The sequence below is a fragment of the Scrofimicrobium sp. R131 genome, from assembly GCF_040256745.1.
Taxonomy (GTDB): Bacteria; Actinomycetota; Actinomycetes; order Actinomycetales; family Actinomycetaceae; genus Scrofimicrobium; species Scrofimicrobium appendicitidis.
The window spans coordinates 1,487,894-1,508,855 of record NZ_CP138335.1 but is presented as its reverse complement, the minus strand read 5'-3'; the positions used below and the strand labels follow the sequence as shown (position 1 = coordinate 1,508,855).

Here is a 20,962-nt window from a genome sequence, read left to right as displayed (position 1 = left end):
AGATGAAGATTTGGACGTCTCTCGATCAGGTACCCGGTGACCAGAAATCGGTGGTCACCATTGGCAATTTCGACGGCATGCACCTGGGCCACGCCCGGGTGATTGGCTCCTGTGTGGACCGGGCGAAGAAACGCGGCTGCGAGTCGGTGGCCCTCACCTTTGACCCGCATCCCCGCTCGGTGCACCAGCCCGGGCGACCGGTTCCGCTCATTATGACCACGCAGGATCGGCTCGACGCGATGGCGGTGACCGGGCTGGACGCAACCCTGCTGGCCCACTACGACCGGTCGCTCTACTCCCTGTCCGCTGAAGACTTTGTCCAGGAGTACCTGGTGGAGCGGCTCGGGGCCGTCGAAGTGGTGGTGGGCGAGGACTTCCGGTTCGGGCAGGGCAACGCCGGGACCGTCGACACCCTCCGCCAGCTGGGGCGCATGTTCGGCTTTGACGTCACCATGGTCACCGACGTGGTTTCCCCCGGGGGGCGGCGCTGGTCGTCCTCCTGGGTGCGCGAACTGCTGCAGTTGGGCAACGTGGAGGAGGCGGCCTCAGTTTTGGGCCGATTCCACCGGGTTTCGGGTCTGGTGGTGCACGGAGCCAAGCGCGGCCGCGAACTTGGTTTCCCCACCGCCAACGTGTCGGCGCCGGGACAGTTGCTGCCGGCCGACGGAGTTTACGCGGGCTGGCTGGTGCGCGAGGCGGAACTGCCCGGCCAGGACCGCTGGGGCGGTGGGCAAGAGTTCTTGCCGGCGGCGATTTCGGTGGGAACTAACCCGCAGTTTGGCGGCACCAATCGGACGGTGGAGGCTCACGTGCTGGGCCGGTCCGACCTGGACCTGTACGACGAAGAGGTGACGGTCGTGTTCGTCCGGCGGCTCCGTCCCATGTTGAGCTTTGCCTCCGTCAGCGATCTGCTGGCGCAAATGGATGAGGACCTGCGCCATACGGCCCAAACCCTGGGGGTTCGAACGGCCCGCCGGGTCGATCCGGAGGCAGTTACCGCCGGAGCCTAGGAGGTGCCTGTGCGCGAAGGACCCGTAGTTCAGACCGGTTCCGGGGCCGTGCGCGGTTTCTGGCGCGGACCCGAACCCCTGAACCTGAGTGCCAATCCGGCCGAGCTGGTGGCCACCGGGGGACTGGCTGAGGCCAGTGCTGGGACCGGACCCTACGCCGCCTTTCTGGGGATCCCCTACGCGGCCGCGCCGGTGGGCCCACGCCGGTTCGGCGTCCCGGAACGCCCCGAGCCCTGGAGCGGAATTCGCCCGGCGCTGCAGTACGGTCCGACGCCGGTTCGGGCTACCGCCGCCGACTCGCTGGTTCCGGAGCCAGCGATCCCCGGCGAGGACATCCTCAACCTAAACGTGTTCACCCCCGACCCGGATCCGGCAGCCCGGCTCCCGGTGCTGGTCTACGTTCACGGCGGCAGCTACACCGCCGGCTCGCCCGCCAGCCCCTGGTACGACGGGCGCACCTTCAACCGAGACTCGGTTGTGACCGTCTCCGTTTCCTACCGGCTGGGGTTTGACGGCTTCGGAGCGATAGTTGGGGCCCCCGGGAACCGCGGGGTGCGGGACTGGCTCGCGGCTCTCACCTGGGTGCAGGAGAATATCGCCGCGTTCGGCGGCGACCCCGACCGGGTCACCATCGGCGGCCAGTCGGCCGGCGGGGGAGCGGTCCTGACCCTGCTGGGACTGCCGGCCGCCCAACCCCTCTCTCACCGGGCCTGGTCCATCTCGGGGGCGCTGGCGGATGTGAGTGCGAAACGGGCCGAGCAGGTGGCGGCCACGCTGGCTCGGAAACTGGGGGTGGCCCCAACCCGGGCCGGCTTCTCCCAGGTCAGTCCGGAGCAGCTGTTGGCCGCGCAGGACAGCTACGTTGCGCAGGCAACACGGGAGGTTCCCCTCGGGATTCGTCAGGATCCCCAACGGTTGCTCCACCTGGGGCCAACGATTGACGGAGACTTGATTTCGCAGGACACGGTGGGGGCGATCTCGGCCGGGGTGGGCGCTGACAAGGAGCTCTTCCTAGGGGCTACCACCGAAGAGTTCGCGATGACCGCCGCGGGTTTTCCCGCCGTCCTGGACCGGACGAACCCCGCCCTCGCCCTGGCGGTGCTCGGCTGTCGGAAAGAGGTCCGAAGCCGCTACCTGAACGCGGTTCGGGCCGAACGCGCCACCACCAGAGAGGTCATTGCCGGCTACGTCACCGACAGTGTGTTCCGGGCTCCGGCCAGCCAAATTGCACAGGTCCGGACCGGTCCCACCTGGCTGTACTCCTTCGGGTGGGCGGGTGCCAAGCCGGGGCGGGCCATCCACTGCTCGGACCTACCGTTCTGGTTTGACTGTCTCGACCAGCCCTACTCCACCTACCTGCTGGGACCGGGTGCCCCTGCCGAACTGGCGCAAACCATGCACTCGGACGCGGTCCGGTTCGTGGCGACCGGATCGCTCCCGTGGCCTCGGACCGGCCCTGACCGGACGCCGGCGCGGGTTTACGATCGGCAGGTCACCCTGAGTGACCGGGCCTACGAGTCGGTGGCCGCGTTGGTGCGACCGGTCGGGCCAACCTGAGCCGGTCGGTCGGGGCCGCTGGCAAGGTGCGCAATCTCACCGCCTGGCCGCCAGGAACCTAGCGGTTCCGCCTACCGGGCCACGGTCCGAGGCTGGTACCCTGAAACTTGCCGTCAGATCGGCCGCGGCTCTGTCATGCCCGGGAGAATGGGCCCCGACGCTCCGCGCAACGAGAGATAAAGAGGAGAACCTATGCCCTTGAGCAAGGAACAAAAGGATCAGATCATCGCCGAATACGCCACGCATGAGGGCGACACCGGTTCCCCCGAGGTTCAGGTGGCTCTGCTGAGCGCCCGGATCAACGAGTTGACCGAGCACTTCAAGACCCACAAGCACGACCACCACTCCCGCCGCGGCCTGCTGCTGCTGGTTGGTCGTCGTCGGAACCTGATGAAGTACCTAGAATCCATTGACGTGGACCGTTACCGTTCCCTCCGGGACCGCCTCGGCCTGCGCCGCTAATTTCTAAGGCCCGCCCTTCTGGCAATCCGGAACGGCGGGCCTTTTGGCGAGGGATCGCCAGTGCAATAACCCGTGTCAGCACCGATTGGAAGCGGTTTTCGACAGTGGCTTTCGGACCGGGGAATCAACCCCGATGCCGAGGGCTTCGCTCGAAGGCCGACGGCGGTGTCTGGCCTCAATAAGGAGTAATTAATGGAGGCTGAAAACCTCGTATCCGCCGAAGCCATTATCGACAATGGCCGCTTCGGCACCCGCACCATCCGTTTTGAAACCGGCCAGTTTGCCCAGCAGGCTGCCGGCTCGGCCGTGGTTTACCTCGATGGGGAAACCATGGTTCTGTCCGCCACCACGGTGGGCAAGCACCCGAAAGACCAGTTCGACTTCTTCCCGCTGACCGTGGACGTTGAGGAACGCCAGTACGCGGCCGGACGGATCCCCGGATCCTTCTTCCGGCGCGAAGGCCGTCCCGGCACCGAGGCGATCCTCGCCTGCCGCCTGATTGACCGGCCCCTGCGCCCGGCCTTCGTCAAGGGGCTGCGCAACGAGGTTCAGGTGGTGGAAACCATCCTGGCCGTGCACCCGAACGACGCCTACGACGTGGTCGCCATCAACGCGGCGTCCATGTCCACCCAGATTGCCGGCCTGCCCTTCTCCGGCCCGATCGGCGGGACCCGCGTGGCCCTGATCGACGGCCAGTGGGTAGCGTTCCCGCGCTGGTCCGAAATGGAGAACTCCGTTTTCAACATGGTGGTGGCCGGCCGGCTGATCACCGATGAGAACGGCAACGAAGACGTGGCCATCATGATGGTCGAAGCCGGCGGCGGCGAAACCCAGTGGGACCTGATTCAGGCCGGGGCGATCAAGCCGACCGAGGACGTCGTGGCCGACGGGCTGGAAGCAGCCAAGCCCTTCATCAAGGTGCTGTGCGAAGCCCAGAAAGAGGTGGCTGCCAAGGCCTCGAAGGAAACCGCAGAGTTCCCGCTGTACTTTGACTACACCGACGAAGAGCTGGCCGCCGTGCGCGACAAGGTGGGCGACCGCCTGGTGGCTGCGATCGCCACCGAGGGCAAGCTGGCCCGCGAACAGGCCGTCGACGAGGTCCGCGACCTGGTGATCGGTTCCCTGGTGGACGAGTTCCCCGACTCGGAAAAGGCTCTCAAGGCAGCCTTCCGCTCGGTCGAGAAGGAAACCATTCGCCAGCGCACGCTGCGCGACGAGATCCGGATGGACGGCCGCGGCCCCCGCCAGATCCGCACCCTGATGGCCGAGGTGGAAGTAATTCCTCGGGTTCACGGCTCCGCCCTGTTCCAGCGCGGTGAGACCCAGATCCTTGGGGTCACCACCCTGGCCATGCTCCGGATGGAGCAGCAGCTGGACAACCTGAGCCCCGCCTCGCACAAGCGCTACATGCACAACTACAACTTCCCGCCCTTCTCCACCGGTGAAACCGGGCGTGTGGGTTCGCCCAAGCGCCGCGAGATTGGCCACGGCGACCTGGCCGAGCGCGCCCTGCTGCCCGTCCTGCCCTCCCGTGAGGAGTTCCCCTACGCGATCCGGCAGGTGTCCGAGGCCCTCGGCTCCAACGGCTCCACCTCGATGGGCTCGGTCTGCGCCTCCACCCTGTCCCTGCTGCAAGCCGGCGTGCCCCTGCGTGCACCGGTGGCCGGCATCGCCATGGGCCTGATGACCGGTGAGGTCGACGGCCAGCCCAAGGCCATCACCCTGACCGACATTCTCGGGGCGGAAGACGGCTTCGGCGACATGGACTTCAAGGTGGCCGGTACCGCTGAGTTCATCACCGCGCTGCAGTTGGACACCAAGCTCGACGGGATCGACTCGCAGCTGCTGCGCGCCGCACTGGCCCAGGCCCGCGACGCCCGGCTGGAGATCCTGGACTTCATGGCCAAGGCCATCTCCACCCCCGACGAAATGTCGGCTCACGCCCCGCGGATCCTGACCGTTCAGGTCCCGGTGGACAAGATCGGCGAGGTGATCGGGCCCAAGGGCAAGATGATCAACCAGATCCAGGAGCAGACCGGTGCGGACATCACGATTGAGGATGACGGCACCGTCTACGTCGGAGCGACCAACGGAGAGTCCGCCGAGGCTGCCCGCGCCCTGATCAACCAGATTGCCAACCCGCAGATGCCCGAGGTGGGGGAGCGTTTTGTCGGCACCGTCGTCAAGACCACTTCCTTCGGCGCGTTTGTCTCCCTGACCCCCGGCAAGGACGGCCTGCTGCACATTTCGCAGGTGCGTCGACTGGTGGGCGGCAAACGGATCGACTCGGTTGAGGACGTCCTGCAGGTCGGCCAGCAGGTCGAGGTGGAGATCAGCGAAATCGACGAGCGCGGCAAGCTCTCCCTGTCCGCCGTGGTGGATGAGGAAGCCGCCGGGGAAGCCGAAGAGGCCCCCCGCAACTCGGAGAAGAAAGAGGAGCGCTCCGGGGATCGTCGTCCCCGCCAGCGCAACCGTCGCCGCCGCAACAACGGTGACGAATCCGCCGAGTAGGTGAGCGCAGTTTGACCGGGGCCCGCGCGACTGAAAACGCCGCGCGGGCCGCCGGTCTATCCGGTTGCGTCCGGGCCCAACAGCGGGCAATGTTGATCCCAGGGAACCCCCTAATCAACCACCCTTCCTGGAAGGACCACTCCCATGAAGCAGTATCTTGATCCGCTGTTCTTCCTGTGCCTGTTCGTCATCGATGTGGTGGTCTGGGTGTCAACCAGACTCTTTGGTCCCGTCCCCTCGGCCGTCATCATCATGGCGCCTGCGTTCATCTCCCTCGCCCTGTTTGCCCTGGTCCGGGCCTACTTCAACGTGGAGCCCAAGCGCTTCTACCTGTTTGTCGGTGGGGCCGCCGCCGTGTTTGCGCTGTCCCTGGCCGTGACCGAGATGCTCACCCCGGTGATGGAGAACTACGACTTCTCCACCGGGGCCTGGGTGCTGGTCGTGTGCGCACTGGGCGCGATCGTGGCGCTGTTCCTGGCCTTCGTGGGGGCGATCCCCGGGCCCGACAAAGTGAATGCGGACCGGCAGGCCGCCCAGCAGGTGCGCGCCGATCAGAAGGCTCAGGCCAAGGCGCAGCGCCAGGCGGAAAAGGCGGCCCGGAAGGCCGGCAACCAGGCGGATCGCACCGTCGAGCAGACGGTCCAGTTCAATCAGAAACAACAGAATTAGTCGATGTGAAAATGGTGGTTTTTAGTGCCAGATAGTTCCCTGGACCCGGTGAAGTTGCCGCTGGCCAGTGCAGCCCGGTCGGATGTCCTCGAAATGCCGGATGGCCCGCTGACCGTGCGCCGTTCGATCCTCCCCGGCGGGGTCAGGGTAATCACCGAGGAACTGCCCGGCACCCAAACCACCACCCTGGGACTGTGGGTGGCCACCGGTTCCCGGGATGAGCAAGAGTCGGAGGCGGGCGCCTCCCACTTCCTGGAGCACCTGCTCTTCAAGGGCACGCCCACCCGCTCCGCCTTCGACATTGCCGCCGCCTTTGACGAGGTGGGCGGAGAGTCGAACGCGGCCACCTCGAAGGAAACGACCCACTACTGGGCCAAGACTTTGGACTCTGACGCCGACATGACCCTGGCCACCCTGACGGATATGGTCACCTCCTCGCTGATCACCGACGAGGACGTCAACACGGAGCGAACCGTCATCATTGACGAGTTGGCGATGGCCGAGGATTCCCCGGCCGACGTGGTCCACGAAGCGTTCGCCACCGCCCTGTTTGGCGACGACCCCCTCGGACGCCCGATCGGGGGCACCACCGCCTCGGTCTCAGACCTGCCCGCCGAGACGATCCGGGAGCTTTACCGGCGCCACTACCATTCCCGGAACCTGATTGTGGCCGGGGCCGGTCACCTGGATCACGAACAGATTTGCGCCGGGCTCAGCCAGGCCCTGGCCCTGACCGACTGGGACCGGGACGAGGCAGCCGCCCCCGCCTCTCGCGACCTGCTTGCCGGCACCGGGAGTGAGCCGCCCCTGGAGGTGGTCGACCGCCGCGAGGTGGAGCAGGCCCACATTCTGGTGGGGTCCCGCTGGCTGAATGCCACCGACGAGCAACGTCCCACCTCAAACGTGCTGCTGACCATTTTGGGTGGGGGAATGTCCTCGCGCCTGTTCCAGGAAATCCGGGAGCGGCGCGGGCTGGCCTACACCACCTACGCCTTCGATTCCGCCTACCTGGACACCGGATATTTCGGCCTCTACGCGGGCTGCGCTCCCGAAAACGTGGACGAGGTGGAGCGAATTATGTGGGGCGAGGTGGAGAAGCTGGCCGAAGCGGGAGTGCCCGAGGCGGAGTTGCGCCGAGCCAAGGGGCAACTGCGCGGGAATCTGGCGCTCGGGTTGGAGAGTTCCGCGTCCCGCATGATGCGGCTGGGCCGCTCCGAGGTGACCGAGCGGTTCATCTCGGTCGATGCGGCGCTGGCCCGAATTGAGGCCGTTCAAGTGGAGGAGATTAGGCAGATGGCCGAACAGATGCTGGCTGGCCCCCGCGCCCGGGCGTTGGTGACCAACCGATGAGGACGTTGAATCACAACTTTGTTCGCCCGGCTCAGCCGGAGCACGCCCAGTTCATCGCGGGACTGCAGGTCCAGGCGATGGCGGAGGTACTGAATGCCGAGTTGGGGCCGGACGCCCCGGTGGATCAGTTGGATCAGGAGGCGATTGCGGCGGCCTGGTCCCAGACGATTGCTCAGCCGGAGCGGGCCCGCCACGGCGTGTTCGTCGCCACCGCCTCGGATCAGCCGGAAGGCTACGTCGCGTTTGGGGATGGCGCCGAGCGTTCCCCGCTGGCCGAAGACGGCGTGGCCGTAGAAATCTTGGGGCTGGAAGTGGTTCCCGACCAGCGGCGCCAGGGACACGGATCCCGGATGTTGGCCGCCGCGGCCGACCTGGTCCGCGACGAGGGCGGCGACTACCTGCAGGTGTGGCTGGCCCCGGCCGAGGAGGAAAAGATCCGTTTCTTCCAGTCCGCCGGATTTGCCCCCGCGGGCCTGCGCCGAACGCTTGACGTGATGGGTCGGCCCCTCACGCAGCACCTGTGGTTCGCCACGCTGGACCGGGAAAACCCGGCCCCCACCAGCTAAACCTATTCATCCACAAGAAAGGAGCCCGGACTCGGGGAGACCCGCTGAGCCGTGGCAAACTGGACGTATGAGATCGATCTTTGAGAATCTTCCCGAACCGCCTCCCGTCCCCAGCGGGGCCCTAAGAGTCCTTCCCCTGGGAGGCTTGGGGGAGGTTGGACGCAACATGAACGTCCTGGAAACCGAGGGGAAGCTCCTGGTCGTCGACTGCGGCGTGCTGTTCCCCGAGGAACACCAGCCCGGCGTCGACCTGATTTTGCCCGACATGAGCGCCATTGCGGACCGACTGGACGACATTGTCGCCCTGGTGCTCACCCACGGGCACGAGGACCACATCGGGGCCGTGCCCTACCTGCTGAAGCTGCGCCCGGACATTCCGATCTACGGCTCGGAACTGACCCTGGCGTTCCTGGAGCCCAAGTTGAAGGAGCACCGGCTCAGCGCTTCCGGCCTGCACGTGGTGGCGGAGGGCGACCGGATCAAGCTGGCTCCCTTCGATGCCGAGTTCGTCTCGGTCACGCACTCGATTCCCGATGCCCTGGCCGTCTTTGTTCGCACCAAGGCGGGCACGGTCCTGATCACCGGTGACTTCAAGATGGACCAGTTGCCGCTGGATCGGCGCCTGACCGACCTGCGTTCCTTCGCCCGGTTTGGCGAGGAAGGCGTCGACCTGTTCATGGTTGACTCCACCAACGCGGAAGTGCCTGGGTTCATCACCGCAGAGGTGGAAATCGGCCCGGTCCTAGAGCAGGTCTTCGCCCAGACGGACGGGGCCATCATCGTGGCCTCCTTTGCCTCGCACGTGCACCGGGTCCAACAGGTAATCAACGCGGCCCAGCAGTGCGGTCGCACCGTGGCCCTCGTGGGCCGGTCGATGGAACGGAACATGACCATCGCGCGGGAGCGGGGCTACCTGCAGATCCCGGACGGAGCGGTGGCCGAACTGAAGACGGTGGAGAAGCTGCCTCGGGACCGTCAGGTGTTCATGGTCACCGGTTCCCAGGGGGAGCCGATGGCCGCCCTGGCCCGGATCGCCGGGGGCACCCACCAGAGCATCAGCGCCGGCCCGGGGGACACGGTTGTGTTCGCCTCCTCGCTGATTCCCGGCAACGAGAACTCGGTCAACCGGGTGATCAACGAGCTGATGGGCCTCGGCGCCAAGGTGGTGCACCGGGGCAACGCCAAGGTGCACGTATCCGGCCACGCCTCCGCGGGTGAGCTGATCTACTGCTACAACATCGTTCAACCCAAGAATGTGATGCCAATCCACGGGGAGGTGCGCCACCTGGTGGCCAACGGGCAGTTGGCCGTCAAGACCGGGGTCGATCCCACCCGCGTGGTCCTGGCCGACGACGGGGTGGCCATCGACCTGAAGGACGGGCGCGCGGTGATTGCGGGCGCCGTCCCGTGCGAGCTGGTCTACGTGGACGGCAAGTCGGTCGGGGAAATCTCCGAGGACGAACTGCGCGAGCGGATCACGCTGGGCTCGGAAGGCTTCATCAGCATTTTCGCCGTGGTGGACAAGGAAATGGGAACGGTCCTGGCCGGCCCGGTGCTGCGGGCGGTTGGGATGGCTGAGGACGACTCCGTCTTTGACGACATCCTGCCCGAAGTGGACAAGGCTCTGCGCGACGCCGCCGCTCCCGGCGGGGTGAGCGCACGGACCCTGCAGCAGGTGATGCGCCGGGTGGTGGGCCGCTGGGTTAGCCGGCGTCTGCGCCGTCGCCCGATGCTGGTCCCGGTCGTGGTCGAGCAGTGAGCGCCCAGCTCCCACCCGCCCCGCTGACGCCCGTCGGGCCCGCCCTCGGTCGGTTCATCACCACCGAGTCGGTGGTGCTGGCCGTCAACGTGCAGCTCTCGAAGCTGCCGGAGCGGGGGGCGGCCACCACCGCCTACTCGGCGATCTCCTCGGCGGGGGGTGGCTTCACCCTGCTGTCGGTGGTGGCGGCTCAGGGAATCGACACCAACCTGGCCGCTCCGCTCGGAACCGGTCCCAACTCTTCCCTGGCTCGGCGCCAGTTGGCCGCCGCCCGGATCAACACCCTCACCGACGTCTTCGTTGGCGACATTGGGGTGGCGATGGTGTTCGTGGAGGACGACGGCAACAACACGACCGTGCGCACCCCCGGGGTGGAATCCGAGCCGACCCTGGCCGGCCTGGAAGCGATCGAGCTGCACCCGGGGGACCTGGTCCACATCAGCGGCACCGACCTGGCTACTCCACAGTCGGACGTGGTGGTGGAGTGGGGTTCGCGCCTTCCTGATGACGTGACCATGGTGCTGGCTATTTCCCCGGCCGTGCAGGAGGTGAGCACCGACGTTTGGGCTCAGCTGCTGCCCCGGGCCGACGTGGTCACCATGAACATTCGCGAAGCCGCCTACCTGTCGCGCTTCCTGGACCAGTCCTCCCCGGGGACGGGCATTCGCCACATTATGCGGCCCGAGGCCGCCGTGGTTAGACGGTTGGGGGTGATGGGCTGCGAGGTCCAGGCCACCCGCGACGCTGACATGGTCAATATTCCCTCCTACCAGTCCTACCGGGTGGATACCACCGGGGTGGGGGACACTCACGTGGCCGCCATGTGTGCCGGGCTGCTCCAGGGCCTGGATCTGGTTGGAGCCTGCCAACGAGCCAACGCGGCCGCCGCCCTGATGGTGGCGCGCGGGTCCACCCCGCAGGCTCCCACCGCGGCGGAGATTGACGGCGTAATTCAGCGCGGGACGGTGCTGTAGGCTCGGATTTGTCGCTCGGTTCGGCCCTGCGCGGCGTGGTAGAACCCCCGCGTTGGCCCCGAGCGGTAAAGTCTAACTGAAATGCGCGCACGAAAAGATCAAAGCAAAGCGAAGGCCGACGCGAACCGGTCCTCCGGGGCCGGACGCATCAAAGGCGCCGCCCCCGCCAAGGCCTCCAAGGCGACACCTTCGAAGGCAGAGCCCGCCGGCCCCTCAGCCCCGGCTCGATTCTTCCGTGCCCTCGGGCGCGGCCTGGCGGGCCTGGTCCACGCCTGGCGCAGCACCGACTCCCAGCTGAAACGGGACGCCTTCGCCTTCATCTTCCTGGCGGTGGCCGGGGTGGTGGCTCTGCGAGAGTGGTTCGGCATCTCCGGGGACGCCGGGGCGGTCATCCACCACGCGGTGGCCGGCGCGGTCGGCATCTTCGCCGTCGTGGTGCCCCTGCTGCTGGTGCTGGTCGCAGTTGGGCTGTTCCGCGCACGGAAAGATCCGCAGGCCATGCCGTTCAGGTTTGCCGGAGGCATCGGACTGTCGCTGGCGCTCACCGGCCTGGTCCAGGTGAGCCGGAACAATCCTTCCCTCAGCCCCATCGCCGGGGTAGAGGAGGCCGGGGGCATCCTCGGCTGGTTTATCGGCTACCCCCTGATGCGCCTGCTGTCCCTCTGGGGTGCGGTGGTGGTGCTGGTGGCCCTGGCCTGCTATTCGATCCTGGTGATGACGCGAACGCCGCTGCGAGAGGTCCCGATCAAAGCGCGGGAACTGTGGGCTTCGCTTCGGGAGCGGACCGGTCGGACCCAGGTGGACAACGACCACCTGGCCGCCGGCGACGACGAGTGGCTGCAGGAGATCAACCGGGAGCGCAAGCCTGCCCCCACCTACGTCGACCAGCCCACCCGGGCCGTCGACTCCTTCGACATTGCGCTTGAGGATGACTATCCGGTCGACGCGCCCACCGAAGCGGTTTACGCGGTTGAGGACTACCCGGCCGAGCCGGACTACACCATGACTGCGCCGGTCCCGGTGCCGACGGCGATGCCCGTGTCGGAAGCGGTGGAGCCGGACGACCAGACGGTGGCCCTGGCCGAGATCACCTCCGAGGACCTGTCTCCGCTGGAGGCAGCCCGCGCGGCTGAAATGGCCAACTATCAGGTGCCTTCGGTCGGCCTGCTGCAGCAGGGGGCCCCGCACCTGGAGCGCTCAGCCGCCAACGACCGGGTGGTGGAGGCCCTGCAGACGGTCCTGGACCAGTTCGACATCGACGCGCAGGTGGTTGGCTTTTCGCGCGGCCCGACGGTGACCCGCTACGAGGTGTCCCTGGGCCCGGGCGTGAAGGTGGAGCGGATTACCGCCCTTTCCAAGAACATTGCCTACGCGGTGGCCAGCGCCGACGTGCGGATCCTCTCGCCCATTCCGGGCAAGTCCGCGATCGGGGTGGAGATCCCCAACTCGGACCGCGAGACGGTGGCCCTGGGGGACGTCCTCCGCTCTCCGGCCGCCCAGCGAAACCCCCACCCGCTGCTGGTTGGGATGGGCAAAGACGTCGAGGGCGGCTACGTCGTCTCCAACCTGTCGCGCACCCCCCACCTGCTGGTGGCGGGGCAAACCGGTTCGGGCAAATCCAGCTTCATCAACTCGATGATCGTGTCGATCCTGACCCGGGCCACGCCGGAGCAGGTGCGGATGATTCTGGTTGACCCCAAGCGGGTGGAGCTGACCATTTACGAGGGGATTCCCCACCTGGTGACCCCGATCATCACGGACCCGAAGAAGGCTTCCGAGGCCCTGGAATGGGTTGTGCGAGAAATGGACGCCCGGTACAACGACCTGGCGGACTTCGGGTTCAAACACGTCGACGACTTCAATAAGGCCGTGGTGGCGGGCCGAGTCCTACCCCCGGCCGGGTCCCAGCGCAAGCTGCGGCCCTACCCGTACCTGCTGGTGGTGGTGGATGAGCTGGCCGACCTGATGATGGTGGCCCCCCGCGACGTGGAAGCCTCCGTCCAGCGGATCACCCAGCTGGCCCGCGCGGCCGGGATTCACCTGGTGCTGGCCACCCAGCGTCCCTCCGTGGACGTGGTCACCGGCCTGATCAAGGCGAACGTGCCCTCGCGCCTGGCATTTGCCACCTCCGCGCTGGCGGACTCCCGCGTTATCCTGGACCAGCCCGGGGCCGAGAAACTGATCGGCCAGGGCGATGCGCTTTACCTGCCTTCGGGAATGAACAAGCCGCTGCGCGTCCAGGGAGCCTGGGTGGACGAGGCGGAGATCCACCGGGTGGTGGAGGCAGCCAAGAGCCAAATGCAGCCCGAGTACCGCGAAGACGTGATCGAGCCGCCCAAGACCGCGAAGGTGGCCGACGACATTGGGGAGGACCTGGACGACCTGCTGGCCGCCGCCGAGCTGGTGGTGTCCACCCAGCTCGGGTCCACCTCGATGCTTCAGCGTAAGCTGCGGATCGGGTTTGCCCGGGCAGGTCGCCTGATGGATCTGTTGGAGTCGCGAGAGATTGTCGGCCCGTCGCAGGGATCGAAAGCCCGGGAGGTGCTGGTGCAGCCCGAGCAACTGGCCTCGGTGCTGGCCGTGCTGCGCGGGGAGGCAGAACTGGTCGAGAAGGCGCAGTCATCCCCAACCGAAGAGCGGTCAGTTACCCCTCCCACCCCAAATACCGGTACCGTAGTGATGGAAACTAAGACGGTCCAATTGGAGGGAAGATGAACCAACAGGTGTCAAACATCAATCTTCCCAACGCGCTGACCGTGCTTCGGATTATTTTGGTGCCGGTCTTTGCCTGGGTCTACCTGCTGGGCGCACACTGGTGGGCGCTGGCGATCTTCCTGTTCGCCGCGGTCACCGATCAGCTGGATGGCCACCTGGCACGCAAATGGAATCTCATCACAGACTTCGGTCGCCTCGCCGACCCCCTGGCCGATAAGGCCCTCACCCTCACCGCTTTTGTGCTCCTCTCAATTGGGTACCAGTCCCCGTGGATGTGGGCGTTCACCATTTTGGTGGCCATCCGCGAGCTGGGGATCACCGTTTTGCGTGAGGTGCTGCGCCACCGGGGGACCGTCGTCGCGGCCAGTTCTGGAGGCAAGCTGAAGACAGTCTTGCAGATCCTCCTTATTATCTTGATGCTGATTCCCTGGGGGAACCTGGCTGTGATCAATTGGATCATCGTCGGTTTGGCCGTGGTGACTTTCGCGATCACCATGATTTCAGGGTGGCAGTACCTTTGGGCCGCTTGGCGCGGATCGCGCCCATAAGAGGCCTTCGTCACGTTAAGGAGTGGTGGGGGAATATTTCTCAGTACCCCACGTTGTGAAAAGTATGAATGAAAAAAACTACCGGGTTCCGGTGTCCACAGCTCACCGGGCTAATGACCCCGTGCACAAGTCGCGGTACGCTGGACCCATGTTCACCAAGGAGCCGCCGCTACTGCGGGCCGAGCTGGGTGAGGTACTGCGTTCGCTGCGTCAGGCCCAGGGCCGGACGCTTCGGGAGGTCTCCTCGTCCGCTCAGGTATCCCTCGGGTACCTGTCTGAGGTAGAGCGCGGCCAGAAGGAAGCGTCCTCGGAACTGCTGGATGCCATCTGCAACGCCCTGGGGACGCCGCTGTGGTTTGTGCTGCGGGAAGTCTCCGATCGACTGGCTCTGCTTGACGAGGCCCGGGTCCCCGACACAGTTCCGGACAACCTCCTGCCCGCCACACTGCTTAGCTAGCGTGCGCAGATCTGAATTCTGGGAAGCCCTGGAGTTGGCCTTCGGGTCAGGTCCAGGGCGTTCTCTTGCCGCCGATCTCCACCTCCTGGCGGTGAACGGGACCGCGGAAGAAGCCTTGGCCGCGGGGGTGGCGCCCGACCGAGTGTGGGTGGCGCTAATCGAAGAATCCGGGGCAGATCCTGCCCTTCGGTGGGTGCATCGACGCCCCCGCCGGAAAAGCGGCGTGTCCGATGGCGGCGAACCCCTGTTCTAGCTATGCTGTGTTTTGGCAGCCAGGAAGCGGCAGTTATCCACAGAATCGGACAGCTTCGTTTTCACGTGTCGGTGGTCGGACATACGGTTGCTGATGAACCCCGGAGAGGGGTCTCATCCCCAGAGGACCAGAACTGCACCGGGTCGGAGAGGCCCCCTAGTTGAGGAGTAAACATGGCACGTGAGAAGACTCTGCGCAAGAGCACCAGCACCAATCCCGATCGGGATAAGGCGCTGGAGTTGGCGCTGACCCAAATTGATCGCCAGTTTGGCAAAGGCTCCATTATGCGACTGGGGGACGATACCCGCCCGCCGGTGAAGGTAATTCCGACCGGATCGCTGGCCATGGATGTGGCCTTGGGAATTGGGGGCCTGCCCCGCGGCCGCATCGTTGAGATCTACGGCCCCGAATCTTCCGGTAAGACGACGGTGGCGCTCCACGCGGTGGCTTCGGTTCAGCGCGACGGGGGAAACGCCGCCTTCATCGATGCTGAGCACGCCCTGGACCCGGTCTACGCCCAGGCGCTCGGGGTCAACACGGACGACCTGCTGGTCTCCCAACCCGACACCGGTGAGCAGGCGCTGGAGATCACGGACATGCTGGTTCGCTCCGGTGGAATTGACCTGATCGTCATCGACTCGGTGGCGGCCCTGGTGCCGAAGGCTGAGATTGAGGGCGACATGGGTGACTCGCACGTGGGCCTGCAGGCTCGCCTGATGAGCCAGGCCCTCCGCAAAATCACCGGGGCTCTGTCGGCCACCGGGACCACCGCTATCTTCATCAACCAGCTGCGGGAAAAGATCGGGGTGTTCTTCGGTTCTCCTGAGACCACCACCGGCGGTAAGGCGCTGAAGTTCTACTCTTCGGTCCGGATCGACGTGCGCCGGATTGAGACCTTGAAAGAGGCGGGCCAGCCGGTGGGGAACCGGACTCGGGCCAAGATCGTCAAGAACAAGATGGCGCCGCCGTTCAAGCAGGCCGAGTTCGACATCATTTACGGCCGAGGGATCTCCCGGGAAGGCTCGATCATCGACATGGGGGTGGAGTGCGGCGTGGTCCGCAAGTCGGGCTCCTGGTTCACCTATGGGAAAGACCAGCTCGGACAGGGGAAGGAAAATGTCCGCCAGTTCCTGGTCGACAATCCGGAACTGGCCGATGAGATTGAGCGGCAGATTCTGACCGAGTTGGGGATCGGTACCGCCCCGGCCGAAGAGGAACAGGCCGCCCCCGTCAGCGAGGAGCCGACCGAGGCCTCCGCCTAGCTCATGGCTACCGCCTGGGACAGTGCGCTGCGCTACTTGGGTCAGCGGGCTCACTCGCGCCAAGAACTGATTCAGAAGCTCACTCGGCGAGGCTACGACCAAGAGGAGATCGACCAGACGCTGATGCGCCTGGATCAAGCCGACCTGCTCGACGATGCCCAGTTTGCGCGGGACTACACCCGGTCCCTGCTGTCTAGTCGGGGCAGTTCCCGGCGGGAAGTTCAGCGGGAGCTGGGCAAAAAAGGGATCTCCTCGGACCTGGTGGCCGACGTGTTGGCTGACCTGCCCGATGACTTCGATCGGGCCCTCGCGGGGGCCCGAAAGAAAATGGCGGGATTGGCCGACCTGGAAAAGGACGTCAGGTGGCGGCGAACGCTGGCGTACCTGGCCCGGCGAGGCTTTCCTGAGGCGACCTGCTACGCGGCCGTCCGCGCGGCGGAGGAGGAACATAATGGCAACTGACCGGGCGGCCAAACTGGTGGCCGGACTGCGCCGGGCTCACCTCCACTTGGCCGTGGCCGAGTCTTTGACCGGGGGCCAGCTGTGCGCCACCATCGTGGAGGTGCCCGGGGCCTCCGACGTCCTCCGCGGTGGAGTGTGCACCTACGCTCCCGACACGAAGGTGGAGATCCTCGGCGTCTCGGCCGAGCTGATCGCTGAGCGCGGCACCGTCAACCAGGAAGTCGCACAGCAGCTGGCGGCGGGGGCCAGACGACTGTTTGGCAGTGAAGTTGCTCTCGCGACCACCGGGGTGGCGGGGCCGGGACCGGCCGAAGGACATCCGGCCGGGACCGTCTACGTCGCCATTGATGCGCCCGGACACCAAACTTGGACCGCACACCAGTTCGCCGGCGACCGCCAGCAGGTGCGGAACCAGAGCGTAGAGGCGGCCCTGCGACTGCTCGAAGACTATCTAGCAAAGCACTACAATGCCGATGATGAATAAAACACCACGCACCTACGCTGTGCGCACCCTTGGCTGTCAGATGAATGAGCACGACTCGGAGCGGATTGCCGGTCTGCTCGAAGAGGCGGGCCTGATTCCGGTCGAGTCGGTGCCCACCGCGGCGGCCCGCGCCACCGACGCCGGCGACCTCGGGGCCGACGTGATCGTGCTGAACACCTGCTCGGTGCGCGAAAATGCGGCCAACCGACTGTTTGGCAACCTGGGCCAACTGGCAGCAGTCAAGCGGGAACGCCCGGGGATGCAGATTGCCGTCGGTGGGTGCCTGGCCCAGCAGATGCGCGAAGGAATTGTCGAGCGGGCCCCGTGGGTCGATGCGGTCTTTGGCACCCACAACATCGACGTGCTCCCAACCCTGCTGGCGCGCGCTGCGCACAACGAAAAAGCCGCGGTCGAGATTGAGGAATCGCTGAAGGTTTTCCCGTCGACCCTGCCGACCCGGCGCGAATCGGTTTACGCGGCCTGGGTGTCGATCTCGGTTGGGTGCAACAACACCTGCACGTTCTGCATCGTCCCGCGCCTGCGCGGCCGAGAGCAGGATCGGCGACCGGGGGAGATTCTGGCTGAGATTGACGCGGTCGTGCGCGAAGGCGCCATTGAGGTGACCCTGCTGGGGCAGAACGTGAACTCCTACGGGGTCAGTTTCGGTCAGCGCGGCGCCTTCGCGGACCTGCTGCGGGCGGCCGGCGCCACCCCGGGGCTGGAGCGGCTTCGCTTCACCTCGCCCCACCCCGCTGCTTTCACCGACGACGTGATTGCCGCCATGGCCCAAACCCCAACCGTGATGCCCTCACTGCACATGCCGCTCCAGTCCGGCTCCGACCGGGTGCTGCGGGAAATGAGGCGATCCTACCGCCGGGCCCGGTTCGAACGCCTAATTGAGAAGGTGCGCGACCAGATGCCCGAGGCCGCCATCACCACCGACATCATCGTGGGTTTCCCGGGGGAGACCGACGCCGACTTTGAAGAGACGATGGATGTGGTCCGCTCGGTCCGCTTCAGCTCGGCCTTTACCTTCCAGTACTCGCCCCGCCCGGGCACCCCGGCGGCCGGGCGCTCCGACCTGATTCCCGCCGACGTCATGGCCGAGCGGTACCAGCGCCTGCTGGACCTGCAAAACCAGATCTCCCTGGAAGAAAACCAGGCCCAGGTGGGCCGGACCGTGAAGGTGCTGGTGGCTCAGGGTGAGGGGAAGAAGGACGGCCAGACCAGGCGCGTATCCGGTCGAGCCGCTGACAATCGCCTCGTCCACGTCGCCCTGCCGGACGGACTGGAACCCCGCCCCGGCGACCTGGTGGTGGCCGAAGTTACCTACGGCGCCCCCCACTACCTGCTGGCCGATGCCGCGCAGGTGCGTTCGACCCGCGCGGGGGATGCGTGGGAAGCACGCCAGCAGGAGGAAGACACCAGCGTGGTCAACCTGGGGATGCCGACCCTAAAGTACCGGGGGCAGTAGCGACGCGATGGTTCGGTGCGCCTGCAGGTTCACGTCCAGGGCCCGGTCCAGCATCTGGCTGAACTGCTGGTCGCTCAGTCCCGCATCCACGAACACGCTGTAGAAGAAGACGATCTTATCCTCGTCGGTGGACGGGTAGGCGGTGGGCTGCAGGAACTGGCGGTTCCAATCGTTGGAGGCCTCCTGCAGCGCGGAATGCATCCCCACTGGGAAGTCGTCCGGCGCCTCCCAGACGGTGGAAATGCCCAGCCACGTGTCGTCCGGGGAGAGGAAGAAGCGGAAGCCGACTTCGTTCCAGATGCCGCGGACTTCGCCCTCCCCATCGTCCTCGCACGAGTAGCCTTCAGCTCGGATCAGTTCAGCCACCCGCGCCATGGTCAGGGGTCGGACCAGCAGGGAATCAATCGGCAACTCGGGCTCCGAGGGCGACTCCGGCTCCAAAGGCGACTGGGGCTCCAACTCTTCGTCGCGGCCGCGCCGATCCCACCACCGCTTCATTGGCTCTCTCCACTGGGGTTTACCCACGGGTCGGCCAAATACTGCTCCAGGGCTGCGAAGCACTCCAGGGCGGAGCGGACAAACGTGTCCAACTCGGCGTCGAGCTGCTGGTCGGTCGCGTTGGCGCCCCAACTGAAGCAGTGGCTGACGCGGAAGGTGATTTTGCCCTGATCAGAAACCACCGTGAACAGTTTGGGCAGATAGTAGTTCCGGTTGAAGTTCTCGACGAAGTTGGCGCAGGCGCGGGCGTGCTGCACGTCGACGCCGCGGTGGAAAATCGAGGTGCCCAAAATGGGCTTCTCCGGCTCGGAAATCAGGTAGAAGAAATGCGGAAACAGGAACAGGCCCAGGTCGCCCTCTTCGTCCTCCAGGACGTGCATGGAGCGCTCCAGCAGGCGCTGGCGCAGGCGGGCCAGACTCACCGGGGTTGCAACTGTTTCCATAGAGCCAGTCTATCCCGCGATAGGCTAGCCCAATGACAGGAGCACAGATGATCGCCGTCGTGGGGCAGACCGCCTCAGGGAAAACTGATCTTGGTTTGCTGTTGGCTGAACGCCTGGGTGGAACCGTGGTCAACGCGGATTCGATGCAACTGTACCGGGGCCTGGAGATTGGCACCGCCAAGACTCCGGTCGACCAGCGCCGGGGCATCCCGCACCTGCTGTTCGACGTCCTGGAGATTGAGCAGGAAGCGTCGGTGGCCCGCTACCAGCAGGAGGCCCGCCAGGCCGTCAGCCAGTTGCTGGCGGAAGGTCGGACCCCGATCGTGGTGGGTGGCTCCGGGCTGTACGTGCGCGCCCTGCTGGATCGCTTCGAGTTCCCCGGAACCGATCCGGAGGTCCGCAGCCGGCTGGAGGAGCGGTGCCAGCAGGAAGGCCCGGGTGCGCTGCACGCCGAACTTTCCCGCGTGGACCCGGCGGCGGCCGCCCAGATCCACCCGCACAATGCCCGGCGCATCATCCGCGCCCTGGAAGTAATTGAGCTGACCGGGGCGCCCTACTCGGCGCAGTTACCGGACGGAAAATACTTCTTCGAGCCGACCGTGCAGGTGGCGATCCGCTGGGACTACGACCAGCTGGACCGGCGCATCAACGAGCGCACCCGGGAAATGTTTGCCGATGGGGGCATTGTCGAGGAGACCCGGGCCCTGCTGGACTCAGGACGCCACTTTGGGAAGACGGCGGCCCGGGCCACCGGCTACGCCCAGGCGCTGGCGGTCCTCAGATCGGAGCTGACCGTGCCCGAGGCGATTGAGCAGGTGAGTCTGTTGACGCGGCAGCTGGCTCGGCGCCAAATGAAGTGGTTCAAGCGCGACGAGCGGATCAGGTGGCTGAACCCGGGCCAACTACCCGGATGATCCGGTAGCCTTTCCGCGACGAGTGCTTCACCGCCTCGTAACCCCGGCCCTGCAACCATTTCAGCAGGGAATCCCCACCCAGGTTCTTGCCCATCACCAGCCAGGCCTCACCGGTGGGTGCCAGGCGGGACAGCCACCGGTCCACCAGTTCCTGGACGGCGGCCTTGCCGATCCGCACCGGCGGGTTGGAGAGAATTCGGTCAAAGCGGACGTCGGCGGACTGCTTCCACGCCTCGTCGGCCAGGGCGGCGTGGACGTTCTCGGCCCCGTTTTCCCGCGCGTTGCGCCTGGTCAGTTCCAGTGCCCGCGGGTTCACGTCCACCGCCCAGACTTTGGCCGCGGGCGACTCCAGCGCGGCGGTGACCGCGACCGGACCCCAGCCACACCCCAGGTCCAGGAAGGTGCCTTCGGCCGGCAGCTCCGGCAGGGCCCGCAGCAGTTCGCGCGTGCCCGGGTCCAGGCGTCCGGTGGAAAACACGTGGGAACTGACCCACATGCGCAGGTCCCGACCTCGAACCGAAACGGGGAGGAGGCGAAGCTCGTCCTCGGTGGGCAGGGGAGCTTCGGAGTAGTAGTGCTCAGTCACTCAATCAG

General features: G+C 66.1%; 21 protein-coding genes. 18 read left to right on the top strand and 3 right to left on the bottom strand.

Going from position 1 to position 20,962, the window contains the following annotated elements:
* The first annotated feature begins 2 nt into the window (after positions 1–2).
* The 17 genes from SAC06_RS07070 to miaB all read left to right on the top strand — a co-directional run bounded on the left by SAC06_RS07070 (position 3) and on the right by miaB (position 18,513).
* Positions 3–1,010, top strand: a complete 1,008-nt coding sequence (locus SAC06_RS07070) for a bifunctional riboflavin kinase/FAD synthetase (protein ID WP_350257605.1) — start codon at positions 3–5, stop codon at positions 1,008–1,010.
* Between the two features lie 9 nt (positions 1,011–1,019).
* On the top strand, positions 1,020–2,567 hold the full coding sequence (locus SAC06_RS07065; RefSeq protein ID WP_350257604.1) for a carboxylesterase/lipase family protein: 1,548 nt from the start codon (positions 1,020–1,022) through the stop codon (positions 2,565–2,567).
* Positions 2,568–2,759: 192 nt separating this feature from the next.
* A complete protein-coding gene (rpsO, locus tag SAC06_RS07060) occupies positions 2,760–3,029 on the top strand; it encodes a 30S ribosomal protein S15 (RefSeq protein ID WP_350257603.1) in 270 nt (89 codons plus the stop codon).
* 192 nt (positions 3,030–3,221) lie between these two features.
* On the top strand, positions 3,222–5,540 hold the full coding sequence (locus SAC06_RS07055) for a polyribonucleotide nucleotidyltransferase (RefSeq protein WP_350257602.1): 2,319 nt from the start codon (positions 3,222–3,224) through the stop codon (positions 5,538–5,540).
* 144 nt (positions 5,541–5,684) lie between these two features.
* Positions 5,685–6,209 carry a hypothetical protein gene (locus SAC06_RS07050; protein WP_350257601.1) on the top strand — a complete coding sequence of 175 codons (525 nt, stop codon included), beginning with the start codon at positions 5,685–5,687 and terminating at the stop codon, positions 6,207–6,209.
* 24 nt (positions 6,210–6,233) lie between these two features.
* Positions 6,234–7,559, top strand: coding sequence for a pitrilysin family protein (locus tag SAC06_RS07045; RefSeq protein ID WP_350257600.1), 1,326 nt, complete (start codon positions 6,234–6,236; stop codon positions 7,557–7,559).
* Positions 7,556–8,125, top strand: a complete 570-nt coding sequence (locus SAC06_RS07040; protein ID WP_350257599.1) for a GNAT family N-acetyltransferase — start codon at positions 7,556–7,558, stop codon at positions 8,123–8,125. Before SAC06_RS07045 ends, SAC06_RS07040 begins: the two co-directional genes overlap by 4 nt.
* A gap of 67 nt (positions 8,126–8,192) precedes the next feature.
* Positions 8,193–9,884, top strand: a complete 1,692-nt coding sequence (locus SAC06_RS07035) for a ribonuclease J (protein ID WP_350257598.1) — start codon at positions 8,193–8,195, stop codon at positions 9,882–9,884.
* Entirely contained in the window at positions 9,881–10,858 is a 978-nt protein-coding gene (locus SAC06_RS07030) for a PfkB family carbohydrate kinase (protein WP_350257597.1), read from the top strand. Before SAC06_RS07035 ends, SAC06_RS07030 begins: the two co-directional genes overlap by 4 nt.
* Before the next feature lie 81 nt (positions 10,859–10,939).
* The gene (locus SAC06_RS07025; protein ID WP_350257596.1) at positions 10,940–13,573 is read left to right on the top strand and encodes an FtsK/SpoIIIE family DNA translocase; all 2,634 of its coding nucleotides are present in this window, start codon (positions 10,940–10,942) and stop codon (positions 13,571–13,573) included.
* Positions 13,570–14,121 carry a CDP-diacylglycerol--glycerol-3-phosphate 3-phosphatidyltransferase gene (gene pgsA, locus SAC06_RS07020; protein ID WP_350257595.1) on the top strand — a complete coding sequence of 184 codons (552 nt, stop codon included), beginning with the start codon at positions 13,570–13,572 and terminating at the stop codon, positions 14,119–14,121. The genes SAC06_RS07025 and pgsA overlap by 4 nt, the downstream gene beginning before the upstream one ends.
* 148 nt (positions 14,122–14,269) lie before the next feature.
* Positions 14,270–14,578 carry a helix-turn-helix transcriptional regulator gene (locus SAC06_RS07015; RefSeq protein WP_350257594.1) on the top strand — a complete coding sequence of 103 codons (309 nt, stop codon included), beginning with the start codon at positions 14,270–14,272 and terminating at the stop codon, positions 14,576–14,578.
* A gap of 1 nt (position 14,579) precedes the next feature.
* A complete protein-coding gene (locus SAC06_RS07010; protein ID WP_350257593.1) occupies positions 14,580–14,831 on the top strand; it encodes a DUF3046 domain-containing protein in 252 nt (83 codons plus the stop codon).
* A 173-nt stretch (positions 14,832–15,004) separates the two neighbouring features.
* The gene (gene recA, locus SAC06_RS07005) at positions 15,005–16,093 is read left to right on the top strand and encodes a recombinase RecA (RefSeq protein ID WP_350257592.1); all 1,089 of its coding nucleotides are present in this window, start codon (positions 15,005–15,007) and stop codon (positions 16,091–16,093) included.
* Positions 16,094–16,096: 3 nt separating this feature from the next.
* Positions 16,097–16,555, top strand: a complete 459-nt coding sequence (locus tag SAC06_RS07000) for a regulatory protein RecX (RefSeq protein WP_350257591.1) — start codon at positions 16,097–16,099, stop codon at positions 16,553–16,555.
* On the top strand, positions 16,545–17,039 hold the full coding sequence (locus SAC06_RS06995; protein WP_350257590.1) for a CinA family protein: 495 nt from the start codon (positions 16,545–16,547) through the stop codon (positions 17,037–17,039). Before SAC06_RS07000 ends, SAC06_RS06995 begins: the two co-directional genes overlap by 11 nt.
* Positions 17,032–18,513, top strand: a complete 1,482-nt coding sequence (gene miaB, locus SAC06_RS06990; RefSeq protein ID WP_350257589.1) for a tRNA (N6-isopentenyl adenosine(37)-C2)-methylthiotransferase MiaB — start codon at positions 17,032–17,034, stop codon at positions 18,511–18,513. Before SAC06_RS06995 ends, miaB begins: the two co-directional genes overlap by 8 nt.
* On the opposite strand, the gene SAC06_RS06985 is transcribed toward miaB, so the two are convergent.
* Both SAC06_RS06985 and SAC06_RS06980 read right to left on the bottom strand, forming a co-directional pair.
* Positions 18,493–19,011 carry a YbjN domain-containing protein gene (locus tag SAC06_RS06985; RefSeq protein ID WP_350257588.1) on the bottom strand — a complete coding sequence of 173 codons (519 nt, stop codon included), beginning with the start codon at positions 19,009–19,011 and terminating at the stop codon, positions 18,493–18,495. The two genes, miaB and SAC06_RS06985, sit on opposite strands and share 21 nt — an antisense overlap.
* A complete protein-coding gene (locus tag SAC06_RS06980; RefSeq protein WP_350257587.1) occupies positions 19,008–19,454 on the bottom strand; it encodes a YbjN domain-containing protein in 447 nt (148 codons plus the stop codon). Before SAC06_RS06980 ends, SAC06_RS06985 begins: the two co-directional genes overlap by 4 nt.
* A 32-nt stretch (positions 19,455–19,486) precedes the next feature.
* Here SAC06_RS06980 and miaA point away from each other — a divergent pair, with 32 nt between their 5' ends.
* Positions 19,487–20,368 (top strand): tRNA (adenosine(37)-N6)-dimethylallyltransferase MiaA, encoded by an 882-nt coding sequence (gene miaA / locus SAC06_RS06975; protein WP_350257586.1) that lies wholly within the window; start codon positions 19,487–19,489, stop codon positions 20,366–20,368.
* Here the strand turns inward: miaA and SAC06_RS06970 are convergent.
* Positions 20,334–20,954 (bottom strand): class I SAM-dependent methyltransferase, encoded by a 621-nt coding sequence (locus SAC06_RS06970; RefSeq protein ID WP_350257585.1) that lies wholly within the window; start codon positions 20,952–20,954, stop codon positions 20,334–20,336. The genes miaA and SAC06_RS06970 overlap by 35 nt on opposite strands.
* Positions 20,955–20,962 lie beyond the last annotated feature (8 nt).